This is a genomic window from Methylocapsa acidiphila B2, assembly GCF_000427445.1.
Lineage (GTDB): Bacteria > Pseudomonadota > Alphaproteobacteria > Rhizobiales > Beijerinckiaceae > Methylocapsa > Methylocapsa acidiphila.
Genome location: NZ_KE386496.1, coordinates 615383 through 633375 on the forward strand (window position 1 = coordinate 615383; position 17993 = coordinate 633375).

Here is a 17993-nt window from a genome sequence, read left to right on the forward strand (position 1 = left end):
GGTTGGAGCCAATGCCGTCCTTCTCCCGCAATCTCGAGCAATCGCTCCATCGCGCTCTCGCCGTCGCCAATGAGCGTCACCACGAATATGCGACGCTGGAGCATTTACTTCTCAGTCTGACAGAGGACAGCGATTCAGCGGCCGTGCTGCGCGCCTGCTCAGTCGATCTGGAACTCTTGAAGAAGAATTTGCGCGAATATATCGACCAGGAGCTCGACAATCTGGTCGGCGACGGCCGCGAGGACGCCAAGCCGACGGCGGGCTTCCAGCGGGTCATTCAACGCGCCGTGATCCATGTGCAGTCGTCGGGACGCGAAGAGGTCACGGGCGCCAATGTGCTCGTCGCGATCTTCGCCGAGCGCGAGAGCCACGCCGCCTATTTCCTGCAAGAGCAGGACATGACCCGCTACGACGCGGTCAACTACATCAGCCATGGCATCGCCAAGCGGCCTGGCCTTTCCGACGCCTCGAAGACGCCGCGCGGCGCCGAGGAGGAGGCGGAGGGGCGCGACGCGAAAGAGGGCAAGGACGGAGGCGATTCCAAGAAGAAGGAAGGCGCGCTCGACGCCTATTGCGTCAATCTCAACAAGAAGGCGCGCGAGGGACGGATTGATCCTCTGATCGGGCGCGAAGCGGAAGTTCAGCGCACGATCCAGGTCTTGTGCCGGCGCCACAAGAACAACCCTCTGTTGGTCGGCGACCCGGGCGTTGGCAAGACAGCGATCGCTGAAGGCCTCGCCCGCAAGATCGTCAAGTCCGAAGTGCCGGAAGTTCTCGCGGAAGCGACGGTTTTCGCGCTCGACATGGGCACCTTGCTGGCCGGAACCCGCTATCGCGGCGATTTCGAAGAGCGCCTGAAACAGGTCATGAAGGAGATCGAGAACCACAAGAAGGCGATCCTCTTCATCGACGAAATTCACACGGTCATCGGCGCGGGCGCAACGTCCGGCGGCGCAATGGATGCGTCCAATCTTTTGAAGCCAGCGCTCGCGCAAGGCTCGCTGCGTTGCATCGGCTCGACGACCTACAAGGAATATCGGCAATATTTCGAGAAGGATCGCGCGCTCGTCCGGCGTTTCCAGAAGATCGACGTGAATGAGCCTTCGATCCCCGACGCCATCGAGATCATGAAGGGCCTGAAGCCTTATTTCGAAGAATTCCACAAGATCCGCTACACCAATGAAGCGGTCAAGGCGGCGGTCGAGCTTTCGGCGCGCTACATTCACGACCGCAAGCTGCCGGATAAGGCGATCGACGTGATCGACGAGACCGGCGCGAGCCAGATGCTGCTGCCTGAAAACAAGAGAAAGAAGACGATCGGCATCAAGGAGGTCGAGGCGACCATTGCGACAATGGCCCGGATTCCGCCCAAGACCGTCTCGAAGGACGACGCCGAGGTTCTCGAGCATCTGACCGAAACGCTTGAGCGGGTGGTCTACGGCCAGAACAAGGCGATCGAGGCGCTGACCGCGGCGATCAAGCTGGCGCGGGCCGGCTTGCGCGACGGTGAGAAGCCGATCGGCAGCTATCTCTTCTCCGGCCCGACCGGCGTCGGCAAGACCGAGGTCGCGCGCCAGCTCGCCGTGAGCCTCGGCGTCGAGCTCGTCCGCTTCGACATGTCGGAATATATGGAGCGCCACACGGTCTCGCGGCTCATCGGCGCGCCTCCCGGCTATGTCGGGTTCGATCAGGGCGGGCTTTTGACCGACGCGATCGATCAGCATCCGCATTGCGTGTTGCTTCTCGACGAAATCGAGAAGGCCCACCCGGATCTCTACAACATCCTGTTGCAGGTGATGGATCATGGCAAGCTCACGGATCACAGCGGCAAGCAGGTCGATTTCCGCAATGTGATCTTGATCATGACGACAAACGCCGGCGCCGCCGATATGCAGCGCTCAGCCTATGGCTTCACGAAGTCGAAGCGCGAAGGCGAGGATGTCGAAGCGATCAACCGCATGTTCGCGCCGGAATTCCGCAACCGGCTCGATGCGGTCGTCACCTTCGGCCATTTGCCGACGGCGGTTATCAGCAAGGTGGTCGACAAGTTCATCATGCAGCTCGAGGCGCAGCTCGCCGACCGCAATGTCGCGATCGAGCTCACCGACGAGGCGCGCAATTGGCTGGTCGAGCACGGCTATGACGAGCAGATGGGCGCGCGGCCGATGGCGCGCGTCATCCAGCAGACCATCAAGACGCCTCTGGCCGACGAGGTCCTGTTCGGCCGCTTGAAGAATGGCGGAACGGTGCGCGTCGTGGTCACGGCGGAAGAGGACGGCGTGCGGAAACTCGGCTTCGTCTTCCCCGAAGGTCCGATTTTGCCGCGGCCCGAGCGGGATATTGTCGAAGCCGGCAAGAAGCGGGTTCGCGCCGAGCCGGAAGTTCGCCGCGCTAAATCACGCCGCCTCAAGGCGAATGACGCCTCCGGAGATCCGGACGACGATCAGGCCGAGACGGTCGGCGGCGAGGAGCCGGACCTGAAGAACTGAGCGTCGGCGACGTGATGAAATAATTATGGGGCTGCGACCGATGTCGCGGCCTCTTTTGATTTTGTGTTGTTGATTTGCTCTTTGAGCATCTTCCAATCGGATATGCTCAATCATTTGAATACGGAGCGATTTCCTATCGAACGCAGGAATCCATGCGCTCGGAAAGCGCATGCGCGGCTCGCCGCGGCGGCGCGGGGCGATTGAGGTCAGGCCTCCTCCAGCGCCGCCGAGATCTTCTTGCGGAAACCGTCGAGGATCTCCGGCTTTTCCATCGCGCCCGTATGGGGCCGCAAGGCGACGTCGGCCCAGCGCGGCAGAATATGGAAATGCAGATGGAAAACGATTTGGCCGCCGGCTGGCTCGTTGAATTGCTGGATCGTGATCCCGTCGGCGTCGAGAGCCTTCCGCACCGCGCGGGCGATTCTCTGCAATGGTCCCATCAAAGCGGCGAGGCTCGCGGGCTCGACGTCGAAAATATTGCGCGCGGGCGCCTTGGGGATCAAAAGGACATGGCCGTCCGCGCGGGGCATGATGTCCATCAGCGCCAGGGCGTGCTCGTCCTCATAGACCTTATGGCAGGGCAATTCGCCGCGCAGGATCCTGGCGAAGACATTCGCATCGTCATAAGGCGCAGGCGTCATCGCGTTTCCTCCCTCGTTCGACTCGATTTGAGGGGAAGCGCGCGCGGGGTCAAGGCCCCTTCTTGAATGGCGTCAGCTCGCCATATTCCTCCATCGCCGCATCGATATGGACACGCTCCCTCTGGAGATATTCGTCGATCGCGCGGGCGAAGCGCTTGTCGGCGATGTCATGCGCGGAATAAGTCGGAACCGGTCCGTAGCCGCGGGCGAGCTTGTGCTCCCCCTGGGCGCCGGCCTCGACCCGGGCGAGTCCGCGTAGAATCGCGAATTCGATCGCCTGATAATAGCAGACCTCGAAATGCAGGAAGGGATGCTCCTCGATCGCGCCCCAATTGCGCCCATAGAGCGCGTCCTTGCCGATGAAATTGATCGCGCCCGCGATATAGCGTCCGTTGCGTTTCGCCATCACCAGCAGGATATGATCGGCCATGGCCGCGCCGACCGCGGAAAAAAACGCGCGGGTGAGATAGGGCGTGCCCCATTTGCGCGCGCCCGTGTCCTGGTAGAAGAGGAAGAAACTGTCCCAATGCGCCTCCGTGATAGCGGCCCCGGTCAGACGCTCGATCTCAATGCCGGGCGCGAGCGCCTCCTTGCGCTCCCGGCGGATCATCTTGCGCTTGCGCGAGGCGAGATCGGCGAGGAAAGCCTCGAAATCGGCGTAGCCTTTGTTGATGAAATGAAACTGCTGGCCTGTCCGCTGGAGAAATCCGGCGGCGCCGAGAGTCTCCCATTCCGCCCGCGTCGGAAAGGTGACGTGAATGGACGAGGCGCCGATTTTCTCGCGCCAGGCCCTTGAGCCCGCGATGAGGGTTTGACGCGCCGTCTCGCCATGCCCCGGCGCGACCAGAAGTCGCCGCCCGGTCGCCGGCGTGAAGGGAGAGGCGATCTGAAGCTTGGGATAATATTGCACGCCCGCCCGCTGATAGGCGTCGGCCCAGCCGAAATCGAAGACATATTCGCCCATGGAATGGGTCTTCAAATAGGCGGGGGCGGCGGCGGACAAACGTCCGGCGGCGTCCTTCACCACAATATGCGTGGGCGTCCAGCCGTGGCGCGGCGCGACCGATTTGGAGCTTTCGAGCGCCTGCAGGAAGGCGTGGGTGATGAAAGGATTGAATCGCTCGATGTCCTGCGCGCAGGGTTGCGACTCGGTCGAATCGCCGATTGGAATCGACTCGTCGCCCTCGGGCCGCAAGGCGGCCGGGATTTCATGAGCTTCGGGATTGGCGCAGGCGTCCCATTGCGCGGCGTCGATCTCGTCCATCGATTGGGCGATATGGACCGTGTAGGGCAAAGGCATGGCGGCTCATCCTCAGCCGGAGCCTCATTTCGTCTCGGCTCGCTTCGCATCTGCAATAAAGACGCCGCGCCCCGACTGCGGGATGCGAAAAAGTGGAATCCGCAATTTCGCGAAAATTCCCGCCCTTATTTTGGAAGCTCGATCACTTTGCATGCTTTTAGTTTTTTCCATCCTAAAAAAGCGTCGCGTCTCAAGGCCGCCGTAGCCGAGCGATTGCGCAATCGGCGGCTTCGACGCCGGTCGCATAGGCGCCATGCGCGGTCGTGAAATCACGCGCCGAGCACGCTTCGCCGACGAAAAACAGGCGCTCGTCCACCGGCGCTGCGAGACAAGCGCGGGCGTCCGCGCGGCCGGGCAGAGCGTAAGAATAGGATCCGCCTGCGAATTGATCGCGCGCCCAAGAGGTTTCGCTGACGAGGCGCAGCCGGGCGCGGATGTTTTCGCCAAAAAGCCCGGCGAGTTCGCCGACGGCGAAGGTGAGGAAGGCGCCGGGCCCCTCGGCCTCAAGATCATGGGCGAGCGCGCCGCCGAAAAACCCTTCGATGAGCGGGCGGCCGAAGGGACGCAAATGATAGCTACCGGTCGCTGTCTTGCGCGGATCGCCGAAGAGATGGCCGTCGATCGGAAGGGCCTCCGCTGCATCGAGCGTCATCACGAGCTTGTCGGCGAGCCCCAGCGGCAGCGCAGAAGCCGCCTCGACCTTTTCCCGCAGCTCGGGCTGGAACCTGATTGACCCAGCGGCGAGCAGCGATGTGGGCACGGTCACGATCACGGCCTTCGTCGTCAGCGCGCCGCGCGACGTCTCTACGCGTAGGTTCCGCCCCGAGTGATCGACAAGCGAAACAGCGCAGTCGAGCGCGATCGGCAAGCCCGCGCCCATGCAGGCGATCGTCGCCCCAAAGCCCTCGCGCACGCGCCAATTGAGGCCGCTATCGGCGTAGAAAGACAGGTCCTTCGCGGAGACCCTATCGAGCTCCGCGCCGTTCATGAAGCTGCTTTCTGCGTCGATCAAGGGATTCCACGGACATCCGGGCTCGAGAAGCCGCGCGGCCGCAAAATCTGGCCCGTTCGGGTCCACTGCCGCGAGACGCGTCTGGAAGCGCTCCGCAGCGGCCTGAAAAGCATCCTGGTCCTCCCGACTAAAGCCGAGATCCAGGCTCTGCGACGTCCAAACCGGATCCGTCCTGTCGAGTGTGAGCCCGGCCGCTTCGGCGATGCGCGTCCAAGGATTCCGGTCGGCTGAATGAAGCCATCCGCATCCGAGATCGAGCGCATGGCCGCCGATCCTGCGGGTCCAGGCGCGCCCGCCGATTCGATCCCTAGCTTCGAGCACGACCAGAGCAACGCCGGCGGCGGCGAGTCGCGCAGCCGCGCCTAAACCCGAGGCGCCGGCGCCGATGACGACGACCTCGGGATGGCTCGGCAGCGGTGACGTTGCGAGACGTCCGTCTTGCGCGATCTGCGCCATTTGCGTCTCAGATCACGGCGCCTCTGGATGAATATCAAGACGCATCGTGATTGAGCCTCGAAAGCGAGAGCGTGACGTTATGCGAAGCACCGAATTCCATTTTTCGCACCCCGCTCTGGCCGATTGACGTTCGCGCGCTTGGTCGCTTTGAAGCCGAAAATATCATCATGCTCATGATATCGATTTATTCTATCAACATGATTGCGCGTAAGATCGCCAATTCAAGCTAGCACAGGGCATGTCATGACGACCATTTGGGTGCGCAAGTCCATCGCCGTTCTCGAGGCTGAGGCGACAATTGTCGAAGGCGGGGCAGGCGAAAAGGCTCAATTGCATCGGACGCTGTCCCTGACGAGCCTCATCGCGCTTGGCATCGGCTGCATCATCGGCGCGGGCATATTCGTGCTGACCGGCCACGCCGCCGCAGCCTATGCCGGCCCAGCCGTCGCATTGTCCTTCGTCCTCGCCGGCCTCGTCTGCGCCTTCGCGGGCCTTTGCTACGCAGAGATGGCCTCGACCGTCCCGGTCGCCGGCAGCGCCTATGCCTACGCCTATGCGACGATGGGTGAATTCATCGCCTGGATCATCGGCTGGGACCTCATCCTCGAATATGCCTTCGGCGCGACAACAGTCGCGATCGGATGGTCCGGCTATGTCGCAAGCTTCCTGAAGGATCTGGGCGTCATCGTGCCGCCCCACTTGGCGAGCGCGCCGCTTACTTTTGACCCGGCGAGCGGCGTCTGGGTCCAGACCGGCGCCCTGTTCAACATTCCGGCGGCCTTAATCGTCATCATGGTCACGGCTTTGCTGGTCGTCGGCATCCGTGAATCGGCCCGGGTGAATAATGCGATCGTGCTCATCAAGCTCCTGATCATCGTCGCCTTCATCCTTGTCGGGATATGGTCGGTCTCCACCGCGAATTGGGTGACCGCGAGCAATCCGACGGGGTCGTTTATTCCGCCGAATATCGGCCCCGGCGAATATGGCTGGAGTGGAATCGTGCGCGGCGCCGGCGTTGTCTTCTTCGCCTATATCGGCTTCGACGCCGTGTCGACGGCGGCGCAAGAGGCGCATAACCCGCAGCGGGACATGCCGATCGGCATATTGGGCTCGCTCGCGATTTGCACCATACTCTATGTGCTGGTCGGGATCGTCATCACCGGGGTCGTGCCCTTCGATAAGCTGAACGTGCCTGACCCGATCGCCCTCGGCGTCGACGCCATCGGCCTTGGCTGGTTCTCCGCCATCATCAAATTCGGCGCGATCCTCGGATTGAGCTCGGTGGTCCTGGTGCTCTTGCTCGGCCAGTCCCGCATCTTTTACTCGATGGCGCATGACGGGTTGCTTCCGCCCTTCGCCGCCAAGGTGCATCCGCGCTTTCGGACCCCTTATGTCACCACGATCCTGACTGGCGTCATCGTCGCCATCCTGTCGGGCCTGCTGCCCATCGGCCTCGTCGGCGAGCTTGTCAGCATCGGCACCCTATTCGCCTTCGTCGTGGTCAGTTTCGGCGTCCTCGCGCTCCGGATCAGGAATCCCGAGATTCGCCGCCCGTTCAAGACGCCCTTCGTCTTCGTCGTGGCGCCGCTCGGCGCCGCTTCGGCGATCTTCCTGATGTTCGGCCTGCCGAGCGACACTTGGATTCGTCTCGCGGTTTGGCTCGTGATCGGCCTTGCGATTTATTTCTTCTATGGCCGCAAGCACAGCCATGCGGGGAATAGGCGTCTCGGTCTCGTCAAGCCGGCGAAACGATAGGCAAAAAACATAAGGCGCGGCGTTGATCGCCGCGCCTTCATGAGGCCATGCGTCTGGGCCCCGGCAAACCTTACACGCGGCGGGCGATGGATTTGAGAAAGCCCTGGTAATCTTCGGTCAGCTCTTGATCGACCGCGGCCATCGAGGCGAGCAGAAGCGCGGCGATGAAGCTTTCGTCGTTGCGCTCGTCCGCAAGCGCCTCCTTGATCGGGGGGACATTTTCCTCGGGCTTGACGAGCTGCGACTTCAGCTGCGTCGAGAGCGTGGTCCATTGCTGGCGAACCCAGGCCGCGAGCGGGCCGACCAATTCGACCTTGAAGTTTGATTTGCGGATCTTCTCGAGGAAGCGGACGCCCGCGTTCCAGGTATCCTTCGGCTCGAAATGGCCATCTTCCATCAAGGTCTTGCCGATCATGCCGATGTGATCCTCGAGGGTTTCGGGCTTGGCGTCCGGCTCCTGCTTGAAATGCCAAAAGGCGAAAGAGCCGGGGAAGTTCTCGCCGTAAAGCGCGACGAGGTCCTTTTCAACCTTGTCGAAGGCGGCTTTATCCGCCTTCAAGGCCGAGGCTATGCCGAAGGCGAAGATGGAATCGTCGGCGATGGTCTTGACCCCGGTCGTGTTGAGGTCGGACTTCGAAAGCGGTGGAATCGAGCCGTCGGGGTTGGGCTGAGCCTTGCCGGCGCGTTGCGCCATGACATGGGCCGTCACTTCGAGCCAGCCGGTCAAGCTCGAAGAGAAAAGGCTCGGATCGACCTCGGTGATGGACCGGTTCATCGGGTCTTTACGTCGCAATACTTCATTCATGGGTCGATCCTCGACGCCTTCCTGGTCGGTGCTTGATGGGTCGAACGAAACAGCTTCGGCGTCAGCGCTTCCGCAGATCGCGCTGTTTCGCCCGTACAGGGACTAAAGCGGCGCGGGCTTGATGCGCGCAGGAGGAGAAAAAGGACAGGCTGCAAAAGAGCCCGACGACCGCCGAGGCGCAGAGGGCATTCCAGATCAGGGAATTCATCCAAGCTCTCCAATTATTCAATGTGCCGCATTTTCGAACAAGCGGGCGACGGCTTCGCCGTCTCCGATTTTCGTCAATGCTTTGGCCGCTCCTTTTTGTCTCGCCTTCCGCCGGCTCCGTCACAAGGGTTGGCCGAGCCAGCGCAGCCGGTCCAAAGCGCCTTGCAGGATATAGGCCGCGGCCATCCGGTCGACGACTTCGGCGCGTTTGGCGCGCGAGGCGTCCTGATCGATGAGGGCGCGAGTCACGGCCGCCGTCGAGAGCCGCTCGTCCCAAAAGACGCAAGGGCGGGCCGTCAATCCGCCGAGGTTGCGGACGAAGGCGCGGGTCGCTTGCACGCGCGGGCCTTCCGAGCCGTCCATGTTGAGCGGAAGGCCGATGACGAGCGCCGCGACGTCGAATTTATCCGCAAGCTCGACGAGGCGGGCGGCGTCCTTGGTGAATTTCGTGCGGCGGATGGTCTCGAGCGGCGTCGCAATCCGGCGCTCGACATCCGAAAGCGCAAGGCCGATCGTCTTCGTGCCGAGATCGACGCCGATGAGCCTTTGCCGCGCGCCGATGCGCGGCTGCAAGTCGACGAGCTCGAGAGTTTCCGTCGTCATCTCTCCTCCATCGCAGAAGCGCATCGTGCGAGAGCTTGCGTGCAAGCGCGCCCAAAGCCCGATCCATGCCTCTATGCGCGGCGCCGGCTTCGTCTTAAATCATCTGCGGCGGTTTGGTGGAGGATTTGCGCATGAAACTCATTTGGCTCGGCCATTCGGCGTTCCGCGTCGAACTCGGCGAGGCGATCATCCTGATCGATCCATTTTTACGCGGGAACTCCAAATTCACCGGCGATTTCGCAGCCGCGACGGAAGGGGCGACGCATATCGTCCTGACCCACGGACATGACGATCACATCGGCGACGCCGCCGAGATCGCCGTCGCGAGCGGCGCTGAGGTCGTCTCCAATTACGAGATCTGTATGTTTCTACAGTCGCAAGGCGCGGCCAATATCAATCCGGGTAATACCGGCGGCGCGATCGACTGCGGCGCTTTCAGCGTGAGCCTCACTCAGGCGCTGCATTCGTCGGGGACCGTCTTCAACGGCCAGTCGATCTATCTCGGGAGCCCGAATGGCGTGGTGATCAAACCGCGACAGGGCCCAACGCTTTATCATATGGGCGACACTGACATTTTCTCTGACATGGCGTTGATCGATGAGATCCATCAGCCGAAGATCGGCCTTGTTCCGGTGGGCGATCGCTTCACCATGAGCGGCGCGACGGCGGCTCTCGCGGTCAGGCGCTTTTTCAGTTTCGAGACCGTCGTTCCTTGCCATTACGGCACTTTCGATCTGTTGAGCCCAGACCCGAGCGCCTTCGTCGCGGCCATGCAGGGCGCGCCGACACAGATCGCCGCTTTGCAGATCGGCGAGAGCCTGGCGCTCTGAACGCGGCTCGTCGCGTAGAGAAATCGAGCTAAGATCGAAGCGAGGCCGTCAAGGACTAAAGTCAGCGCCGCGTGGCGGCAGGAGGATGAAATGGACATTGCATGGGAGGTTCTCCATGACCCTACGGTTCGCGAAATCGCCGCCTGGCTCGGCGCGATCGCGGTCGTCGGGCTTTGGATCTTTTTCGCCCGCGCCATGGTCGCCGCGCGCGTGAAGCAGTTCAAGCGCGAGCAGGCGGAGCGGGAGGCGCGGGATCGCGCCGCTGAAACGGACGAGGCGCCGAAAGAATAGGGATCAGCTGCCGGCCGGTCCGAGCATTGCTTGCGCCTAAGGCCCGGTGCTATAGGCACGTCTTCGCTGAATTCCCAAATCATCAAGGAAGAGCACATGTCGGTCGACCAAGCGACCGTGCGGCGCATCGCGCATCTAGCCCGCATCAAGGTCAATGAGGACGACGTGCCTCATCTTCAAGGCGAGCTCAACGCCATACTCGCATTTGTCGAGGAATTGGCGAGCGTCAATGTCGAAGGGGTCGAGCCGATGACCTCGGCCATGCCGGTCCCGATGAAAAAGCGCGCAGACATCGTGACCGATGGCGACATGGCCGACGCGATCGTCGCCAATGCGCCGGCCGTGGAGGATCATTTCTTCGTCGTGCCCAAAGTCGTGGAATAGGAGCGGACGCAATCTTGACCGAACTCACCGATCTCTCCCTCGCCGACGCGCGGCGGGCGCTCCTGAACAAAGAAGTCTCCGCCGTAGATCTCGCCAAGGCGCAAATCGCGGCCATCGAGCAGGCCCGCGCGCTGAACGCCTTCATCAAGGAGACGCCAGAGGTCGCGCTCGCTATGGCGGCGGATTCCGACGCGCGGATCGCGCGGGGGGAGGCAGGGCCGCTCGAGGGCGTGCCGCTCGGGATCAAGGATCTCTATTGCACGGCGGGCGTCCAGACCACGGCGGCGAGCCATATTCTCGAGGGCTTCACGCCGGCCTATGAATCGACCGTCTCGGCCAATCTCTGGCGCGACGGCGCGGTGATGCTCGGCAAGCTCAATCTCGACGAATTCGCGATGGGCTCGTCGAATGAAACCTCCTATTTCGGCCCGGTGATCTCGCCCTGGCGGCGTGTTGGTTCGGACGCCGCGCTTGTGCCCGGCGGCTCGTCGGGGGGCTCGGCGGCGGCCGTTGCGGCGCGGCTTTGTTTCGGCGCGACCGCGACAGACACCGGCGGGTCGATCCGCCAGCCGGCGGCTTTCACGGGGACCGTCGGCATCAAGCCGACCTATGGCCGCTGCTCGCGCTGGGGCATCGTCGCCTTCGCCTCCTCGCTCGATCAGGCCGGCCCGATCGCGCGCACGGTGCGCGACGCGGCCATCCTGTTGCGCTCCATGGCCGGCCACGATCCCAAGGACACGACCTCCGTCGATCTGCCTGTGCCCGATTACGAGGCGGCGGTCGGCCGCTCGATCAAGGGCATGAAGATCGGCATTCCGAAAGAGTATCGGCTCGACGGCATGCCGGCCGAGATCGAAAGCCTTTGGAGCCAGGGCGTCGAATGGCTGAAGGCCGCCGGCGCGACGATCGTCGACATTTCCCTTCCGCATACGCGCTACGCCTTGCCGGCCTATTACATCGTGGCGCCGGCCGAGGCCTCCTCAAACCTCGCGCGCTATGACGGCGTGCGCTTCGGCCTGCGCGTTCCCGGCAAGGACATTGCCGATATGTATGAGAGCACGCGCGCGGCGGGCTTCGGCAAGGAGGTGCGCCGGCGCATCCTGATCGGCACCTATGTGCTCTCGGCCGGCTATTACGACGCCTATTATGTGCGGGCGCAGAAGATCAGAACTTTGATCAAGGGCGATTTCGAGAGCGCTTTCGCGGCGGGCGTGGACGCCATTTTGACTCCGGCGACGCCGTCGGCCGCTTTCGGCGTCGGCGAGAAAGGCTCCGCCGATCCGGTGGAGATGTATTTGAACGACATATTCACTGTGACCGTGAATATGGCTGGCTTGCCGGGCATAGCCGTGCCGGCTGGAACATCGTCCGAGGGATTGCCTCTCGGCCTCCAACTGATCGGCCGCGCCTTTGACGAGGAAACCTTGTTCGCGGCGGCGGAGGTCATTGAGCAATCCGCGCCGAAGGTTTCCTTGCCAGCCAGATGGTGGGCGTAGCGCGCTCTATCGAGCGATCGCGGCGAACGTGCGGGCTTCGCCTAGCTGCGCTTACGAAAAGACCGCCATCGCTGTTTCGTTGACCAGACGCCCCCCGAGGGCCATTCTGAGTCCATGCTGAAAGCCGCAGCGGCGCGCGCGGCGGATTTTTTGACGGACCTAGATCATGAACACGCACGCAAACCCCTCGAAGCTCATCAAGGGCGCGACCGGCGACTGGGAGGTCGTCATCGGCATGGAGATTCATGCCCAGGTCACGTCGCGCTCGAAGCTCTTCTCAGGCGCCTCGACCACGTTCGGCGAAGAGCCCAACGCCAATGTATCGCTCGTCGACGCCGCCATGCCGGGCATGCTGCCGGTCATCAATGAGGAATGCGTGGCGCAGGCGGTGCGCACCGGGCTTGGCCTCGAAGCCAAGATCAATCTTCGCTCGGTGTTCGACCGCAAGAACTATTTCTATCCCGACCTCCCGCAGGGCTATCAGATCTCTCAGTACAAGAGTCCGATCGTCGGCGAGGGCGTCGTGCTCGTCGACGTTTCGCCGACCGAGCAGATCGAGGTCGGAATCGAGCGGCTGCATCTCGAGCAGGACGCCGGCAAGTCGCTGCACGACCAGTCGGCGACGGACTCCTTCGTCGATCTCAACCGCTCCGGCGTCGCGCTGATGGAGATCGTGTCGAAGCCCGACATGCGCTCGTCGGACGAGGCCCGCGCCTATGTCTCCAAGCTACGCACCATCTTGCGCTACATCGGCTCGTGCGACGGCAATATGGAGCAGGGATCGCTGCGCGCCGACGTCAATGTCTCGGTGCGTCGGCCGGGCGGGCCGCTTGGCACGCGCTGCGAAATCAAGAACGTCAATTCGATCCGCTTCATCGGCCAGGCGATCGAGGTCGAGGCGCGCCGACAGATCGCCATTCTCGAAGACGGCGGCAAGATCGATCAGGAGACGCGGCTCTTCGATCCGGGTCGCGGCGAGACGCGTTCGATGCGCTCCAAGGAAGAGGCGCATGATTATCGTTATTTCCCCGATCCCGATTTGCTTCCGCTCGAATTCGATCAGGGCTATGTGGACCGCCTCGCAGCGGAATTGCCAGAATTGCCGGACGCGAAGAAGGCGCGCTTCATCAAGGATTACGGGCTGCCGCCCTATGACGCCGGCGTGCTCGTCGCCGATAAGGAGACGGCCGATTACTTCGAGGCGGCTGTCCAACACGGCGATGCGCGGCGCGACGCGAAGCTTGTCGCCAATTGGATCACGGGCGACGTTGCGGCTTTCGCGAATTCTATCGGCTTGTCGGTCGCGCAGACCCATATCAAGCCTGCGCAAGTCGCAGGGATCGTCGATCTCATCAGCGATGGAACGATCTCGGGCAAGATTGCGAAGGACCTTCTCGCGATCATCGTCGGCGAAGAGAAAGACGGCGATCCGCGCGCGATCGTCGAGGCGCGCGGGATGAAGCAGGTTACCGACGCTGGCGCGATCGCCGGCGCCGTCGACGCCATCATCGCAGCCAATCCCGACAAGGTCGCGCAGGCGCAGGCCAAGCCCTCGATGCTTGGATGGTTCGTTGGTCAGGTCATGAAAGAGACCGGCGGCAAGGCCAATCCGCAAGCTGTCAACGAGCTTCTGAAAGCGAAGCTCGGCATTTGAAAATGCTGGACGACCCGCGAATCACATGAGGTGATTCGCGGGTCGTCGCGCGATTGAAGCCGCTATGTCGACGCGCCGGCTCGAGCGCGTCGATTTTTTTTGCTTACGCACGATTTTTTTTTATCCGCGACGTGCGTCCTGGATTCGCGCTGCGTTCAGGTTTCGCGATAGCCGTCATGCGGCCCCGACGCGTGCTCTAAAGCGCTCTCGGCATAGATGCGAAGACGCCTCGCGTAGGCCGCGCGAAGGACAGAGACCGTGGTCGCGCAAGACGCCAAGGCATGATTTTCGAGGCGCGTCAAAACTGAATAGAGCCCATGAAAATCAAAGACTTTTCCTTCAGCAATAGAAGCTCTCGACAATCGGATGCGGGCTGCGTTCGAGCGATCGCATAATGCGCCTGCAAGCGCTTCCGCGCCTTTGCGAAAGCGCAAATGGCGCAGACTGCAAAACGTTGCAACGAGGCGAATTTCAAATGCCGATCGACGCCGGAAGCATGGCTCTAAAACGCATCAACCGCGCTTGTCTCGCGCATGTTGCCGTCGTTGTTGAAGTAACGCCTCTTGCACGACTGCTTAACAACGCTACGCTATGCGAGCCTCTAGTCGGCGCATCATACCGGCTGACAAAATGAAAGAGGGAGCTCGAAGATGGTGAAGGCAACCACCAAAAAAGCGCCAGCGAAAAAGACCGCTGTAAAGAAAGCCGTCGTGAAGAAAGCGACAGCGAAGAAGGCGACGGTGAAGAAGGCTGCGGCGCCAAAGGCGGCGGTGAAGAAGGCCGCTGTGAAGAAGACCGCCGTAAAGAAGGCGCCGGCGACGAAGGCGGCGGCGAAGAAGACCTCAGCCCCGAAGGCTGCGGTGAAGAAGACCGCAGCTCCGAAGGCTGCAGTGAAAAAGACAGCGGTCAAAAAGGCGACGGTGAAGAAGGCCAGCGTCAAGAAGGTCGTGCGGAAGGGGGCGCCCCGCAAGCCGAAGGCCGCTCCATCTGCGCCTCCGGAGACTGTTTGACGTCGGCGATAAGCTCTTATCGCTGGTTCGATCGGAGATGGACGGCCGTGGATTCTCATGCGGCATTGACGTAATGGGGCGCCAGTCGAGGCCGTCTATCTCCGTTTCCTCGGCGCGCCCGCGCCGCAAGCGGTTTAAGCAACGTCCCATATTTTCTTGATAGGCTCGCCGACGGCTCGCGCCGATTGTTTCGGCGACGAGGCGCAGCGACAAGCATCGTTCTTTTATTGGCTGCGCTTTCAGTAAATTTTCAACGCCTCCCAAATTTTCAACGCATCCCATTGGGTCAACGCGTGAGGCAGATTTCGGCGAACTCACGCCACGTCTTGTCGGTCGCGGCGCCTGAACCTTTCATAGCTTTCCACTCGACGCCGCACGCATGCATCCGTTCTCGCGAGGCAGGAGGAAGCGGATGCAGCGCCGGCGCCTCGACGACGCTTGGCGTAGGGCGCTCGACGGCGCCCGGCGACGGGAGAGCCATGGGCGGCGTAATCGGCGCGACGCTTGGCGCCGGCAAGTCGGCGGGACGCGTCGGGGGCAAGGGAGCCGTTGCGGAAGGCTTCGGCTTGCTCGGGCCTTCAGTGGTTTGCGCGGCGCCTGTCGCCGGAATTGCAGCCGCGAAGCATAAGGCCGCACCGATTCTGATCGCGACGATCCGCGCGTTGGGGCGTTGCAAAAGCACCCGCGCTCCTTTCAAGACTTCTCGTCGCCGCGCGGGCCGTAAACGCGCTGCTAAAGAGCCGAACAGATTCAATCTAAACCCGCTCCACCTTGCGCCGGGACTAAACATTTAGCTCGCCAACCGAAGGAAGACGCCGATAAAATTGTTCAGCGCATGCAAGGCGATCGGCGCTTTGACGCTGCCGGTCAGTTCGCGAAGTGCGCCGAGCCCGAGGCCGATGGGAAAGATCGCCAGCGCGTAAATATGCGTGTCCTCATGGTGGAGCCCGGCGAAGATCGCCGAGGTCGTGAGCAGGGTCGCAATGAAGCCGAACCTCCGGCGGAGGTCGGTAAAAATCCAGCCGCGAAAGACGAGTTCCTCGACGATTGGCGCGAAGCCCACGGCGAGAAAGGCGACGAGCACAGTCACCGCCGCGCTGCCTTCCGGGATCGCCGACCTGCCGCGCGCCTCGGGCGCGAAATAGGCGATCGCCAAATCCGCGGCGCCACTATAGGCCAGGGTCGCGCCGACGAGCAGCCAAAAGGCGCGCCGACGCAGCCAGCCGATCCAGGGCCGCCAGGCGATGAGATCGCGCCACGCGCCGCCGCCGCGAAGACGGGCGACGATCCAGACAGCAAGTCCGATGGCGAGATAAATCAAGCAGGCGGCGACAAGGCGGAAAATAACCGAATCGCCGGCTTCGCCCCCGTTGAGGGCCGTTCGGAACCTCTCGGCCAGGGGGCGGGCCGCGCTCCAATGCTCGAGAAAGGCGCTGGCGACGCTGATGAGCACGGTCGCCAGCAGAAGCAGCAATGCCGAGGTCCCAAGGATGACAAGGAGCCCGAGACAAAGCTCATAAAGCGCATAAACTCTTGATTTAACGTAATTATATGTGGATTCACCCAAATCCGCACCCGCTTATGTTCGGGCTCCGCGCCATTCGCCTTTGTAAAAATGCCCGCAATGCTTATATTCGATCCGCCGCCTCGGCGGCTACGGCGATAAACGGCGTCGAAATAAGCTCTTCGGACCCGGGGGCGGTACCCGGCGCCTCCACCAAAGCCCGTCTCGCGAGAGGCGGGTTTCGGCGGGGGCGAAATAGGTTCGACGGGGAGTGTAAAGGATGATCTTTCGCTCGGCATGGTTCCGCCGTCATCGGGCCGAACTTTATAGTTGCCAACGACAACTATGCTCCGGTGGCCGTTGCTGCGTAATGCGGCAATAGTACCGAAATTAAAGTCCTTAGGGGTAGCACTCTAAGGCGGGGCTCGGAGGCGCCTGGCAACAGAAGCCTCCACTTTTAATTTCGTCCTGGAGCTTTCCCAGGTCTCCGCCGAAAAACCTCTGCTTGGGCTGAATTGAATGGCGACCGATCTGATCCGCTATGACCTCCTGGTTCAGGACGCATTGCGCGGCGTGGTGAAACGGGTCTTGTCGGACCTCGCTCGGGATGGACTCGTCGGCGATCATCATTTCTACATCACTTTTCGAACCCACGCGCGCGGCGTGCGGCTTTCGGCGCGGATGCGAGAGCGCTATCCGGACCAGATGACGATCATTCTCCAGCACCAGTTCTGGGATCTGAGCGTCAACGATCACGCGTTTGAGGTCGGTTTGTCGTTCAAGAACGTGCCGGAAATGTTGCTCATTCCCTTTGACGCCATCACCCGTTTTTCGGACCCTTCCGTCCCCTTCGACATGGATTTCGAGCCGGAAGACGACGAGGGCGAGGCTGGGGCCAATGACGCCGGCCTGGCCGGCGACCAAATGTCCTCGCCGGCCTCTCTCGCAGCCGCGCCCCTCGGGCCGAGAGCGCTCGAAAGCGAAAATGCCGCCGGGCCTCTCGACTCGGCGATTGAGCCAAAGGTTGCGGCGGATGAGGCGGCAGCCTCGCGCGACGATGCGGCCAAGGTCGTTTCGATCGACGCTTTTCGCAAAAAGACCTGATGGGTGAGATCGTCAATTTGCGCCGGGTCCGCAAGACCAAGGCGCGCGCGGCCGAGGCAGCCGACGCTGCGGCCAATCGGGTGAAATTCGGCCAAAGCCGCGCCGAGCGCGCCGGCGTTGAGGCGCAGCTCGCCGCCGATGCGCGTCGTCTCGATGCGCATAGACGCGAGTCGCTCAAGTCCCCCGAGGCTCCGTTCTTCGGCGATGATGGAGCCTGATCCGCCGCCCGCGGCGTCGAGCGCGATCGTCAAACATTCGCTCGCCATAGCTGGCCATCGCACCAGCATCTCGCTCGAATATGCGTTTTGGGACGGGCTCAAGACGATCGCTGTCGAGCGCGGCCTTTCCTTGGCGAGCCTCGTCGCAGCGATCGACGCCGAGCGCGGCGCGGCCAATCTCTCCTCGGCGATTCGGGTCTTCGTCCTGAACTGGGCGCGCTCGCGAAAATGACC

Annotated in this window: 18 protein-coding genes and 1 other RNA gene; 12 read left to right on the top strand and 7 right to left on the bottom strand. The window is 62.2% G+C overall.

Going from position 1 to position 17993, the window contains the following annotated elements:
* Positions 1-11 precede the first annotated feature (11 nt).
* Entirely contained in the window at positions 12-2489 is a 2478-nt protein-coding gene (gene clpA / locus METAC_RS0104355) for an ATP-dependent Clp protease ATP-binding subunit ClpA (RefSeq protein ID WP_026606071.1), read from the top strand.
* Positions 2490-2695: 206 nt separating this feature from the next.
* Here clpA and METAC_RS0104365 read toward each other — a convergent pair whose 3' ends face one another.
* The 3 genes from METAC_RS0104365 to METAC_RS0104375 all read right to left on the bottom strand — a co-directional run bounded on the left by METAC_RS0104365 (position 2696) and on the right by METAC_RS0104375 (position 5898).
* Positions 2696-3130 (bottom strand): HIT family protein, encoded by a 435-nt coding sequence (locus METAC_RS0104365; protein ID WP_026606072.1) that lies wholly within the window; start codon positions 3128-3130, stop codon positions 2696-2698.
* 49 nt (positions 3131-3179) lie between these two features.
* On the bottom strand, positions 3180-4430 hold the full coding sequence (locus METAC_RS0104370; RefSeq protein WP_026606073.1) for a GNAT family N-acetyltransferase: 1251 nt from the start codon (positions 4428-4430) through the stop codon (positions 3180-3182).
* A gap of 190 nt (positions 4431-4620) precedes the next feature.
* On the bottom strand, positions 4621-5898 hold the full coding sequence (locus tag METAC_RS0104375; RefSeq protein WP_036255279.1) for a flavin monoamine oxidase family protein: 1278 nt from the start codon (positions 5896-5898) through the stop codon (positions 4621-4623).
* Between the two features lie 243 nt (positions 5899-6141).
* On the opposite strand from METAC_RS0104375, the gene METAC_RS22315 reads away from it, so the two are divergent.
* A complete protein-coding gene (locus METAC_RS22315; RefSeq protein ID WP_036255282.1) occupies positions 6142-7653 on the top strand; it encodes an amino acid permease in 1512 nt (503 codons plus the stop codon).
* Between the two features lie 70 nt (positions 7654-7723).
* On the opposite strand, the gene METAC_RS0104390 is transcribed toward METAC_RS22315, so the two are convergent.
* Together METAC_RS0104390 and ruvX are read right to left on the bottom strand one after the other, a co-directional pair.
* Positions 7724-8458, bottom strand: a complete 735-nt coding sequence (locus METAC_RS0104390; RefSeq protein ID WP_026606076.1) for a hypothetical protein — start codon at positions 8456-8458, stop codon at positions 7724-7726.
* A gap of 327 nt (positions 8459-8785) precedes the next feature.
* Positions 8786-9268, bottom strand: a complete 483-nt coding sequence (gene ruvX, locus METAC_RS0104400) for a Holliday junction resolvase RuvX (RefSeq protein WP_026606078.1) — start codon at positions 9266-9268, stop codon at positions 8786-8788.
* 131 nt (positions 9269-9399) lie between these two features.
* Between ruvX and METAC_RS0104405 the strand changes: the two genes are divergently transcribed.
* The 6 genes from METAC_RS0104405 (at position 9400) to METAC_RS25670 (ending at position 14933) form a co-directional block, all read left to right on the top strand.
* Entirely contained in the window at positions 9400-10098 is a 699-nt protein-coding gene (locus METAC_RS0104405) for a metal-dependent hydrolase (RefSeq protein ID WP_026606079.1), read from the top strand.
* Positions 10099-10188: 90 nt separating this feature from the next.
* Complete coding sequence (locus METAC_RS0104410) at positions 10189-10389, top strand: hypothetical protein (RefSeq protein ID WP_026606080.1); 201 nt, start codon at positions 10189-10191, stop codon at positions 10387-10389.
* Positions 10390-10485: 96 nt separating this feature from the next.
* The gene (gatC, locus tag METAC_RS0104415; protein WP_026606081.1) at positions 10486-10773 is read left to right on the top strand and encodes an Asp-tRNA(Asn)/Glu-tRNA(Gln) amidotransferase subunit GatC; all 288 of its coding nucleotides are present in this window, start codon (positions 10486-10488) and stop codon (positions 10771-10773) included.
* Between the two features lie 14 nt (positions 10774-10787).
* Positions 10788-12269, top strand: a complete 1482-nt coding sequence (gene gatA, locus METAC_RS0104420; protein WP_026606082.1) for an Asp-tRNA(Asn)/Glu-tRNA(Gln) amidotransferase subunit GatA — start codon at positions 10788-10790, stop codon at positions 12267-12269.
* A gap of 166 nt (positions 12270-12435) precedes the next feature.
* Complete coding sequence (gatB, locus tag METAC_RS0104425) at positions 12436-13923, top strand: Asp-tRNA(Asn)/Glu-tRNA(Gln) amidotransferase subunit GatB (protein WP_026606083.1); 1488 nt, start codon at positions 12436-12438, stop codon at positions 13921-13923.
* A 650-nt stretch (positions 13924-14573) separates the two neighbouring features.
* Positions 14574-14933 (top strand): histone H1-like repetitive region-containing protein, encoded by a 360-nt coding sequence (locus METAC_RS25670; RefSeq protein ID WP_084143451.1) that lies wholly within the window; start codon positions 14574-14576, stop codon positions 14931-14933.
* Positions 14934-15219: 286 nt separating this feature from the next.
* On the opposite strand, the gene METAC_RS26325 is transcribed toward METAC_RS25670, so the two are convergent.
* Entirely contained in the window at positions 15220-15615 is a 396-nt protein-coding gene (locus tag METAC_RS26325; RefSeq protein WP_156898111.1) for a hypothetical protein, read from the bottom strand.
* 108 nt (positions 15616-15723) lie between these two features.
* Entirely contained in the window at positions 15724-16500 is a 777-nt protein-coding gene (locus tag METAC_RS25085; protein ID WP_084143452.1) for a CPBP family intramembrane glutamic endopeptidase, read from the bottom strand.
* A 35-nt stretch (positions 16501-16535) separates the two neighbouring features.
* Here METAC_RS25085 and ssrA point away from each other — a divergent pair.
* The 4 genes from ssrA to METAC_RS0104470 all read left to right on the top strand — a co-directional run bounded on the left by ssrA (position 16536) and on the right by METAC_RS0104470 (position 17991).
* Positions 16536-16893, top strand: a transfer-messenger RNA (tmRNA) gene (ssrA, locus tag METAC_RS25675).
* A 63-nt stretch (positions 16894-16956) separates the two neighbouring features.
* Positions 16957-17541 (top strand): SspB family protein, encoded by a 585-nt coding sequence (locus METAC_RS0104460; RefSeq protein ID WP_026606085.1) that lies wholly within the window; start codon positions 16957-16959, stop codon positions 17539-17541.
* Entirely contained in the window at positions 17541-17759 is a 219-nt protein-coding gene (locus METAC_RS0104465) for a DUF4169 family protein (RefSeq protein WP_026606086.1), read from the top strand. Before METAC_RS0104460 ends, METAC_RS0104465 begins: the two co-directional genes overlap by 1 nt.
* Positions 17746-17991, top strand: coding sequence for a ribbon-helix-helix domain-containing protein (locus tag METAC_RS0104470; RefSeq protein WP_026606087.1), 246 nt, complete (start codon positions 17746-17748; stop codon positions 17989-17991). The genes METAC_RS0104465 and METAC_RS0104470 overlap by 14 nt, the downstream gene beginning before the upstream one ends.
* Positions 17992-17993 lie beyond the last annotated feature (2 nt).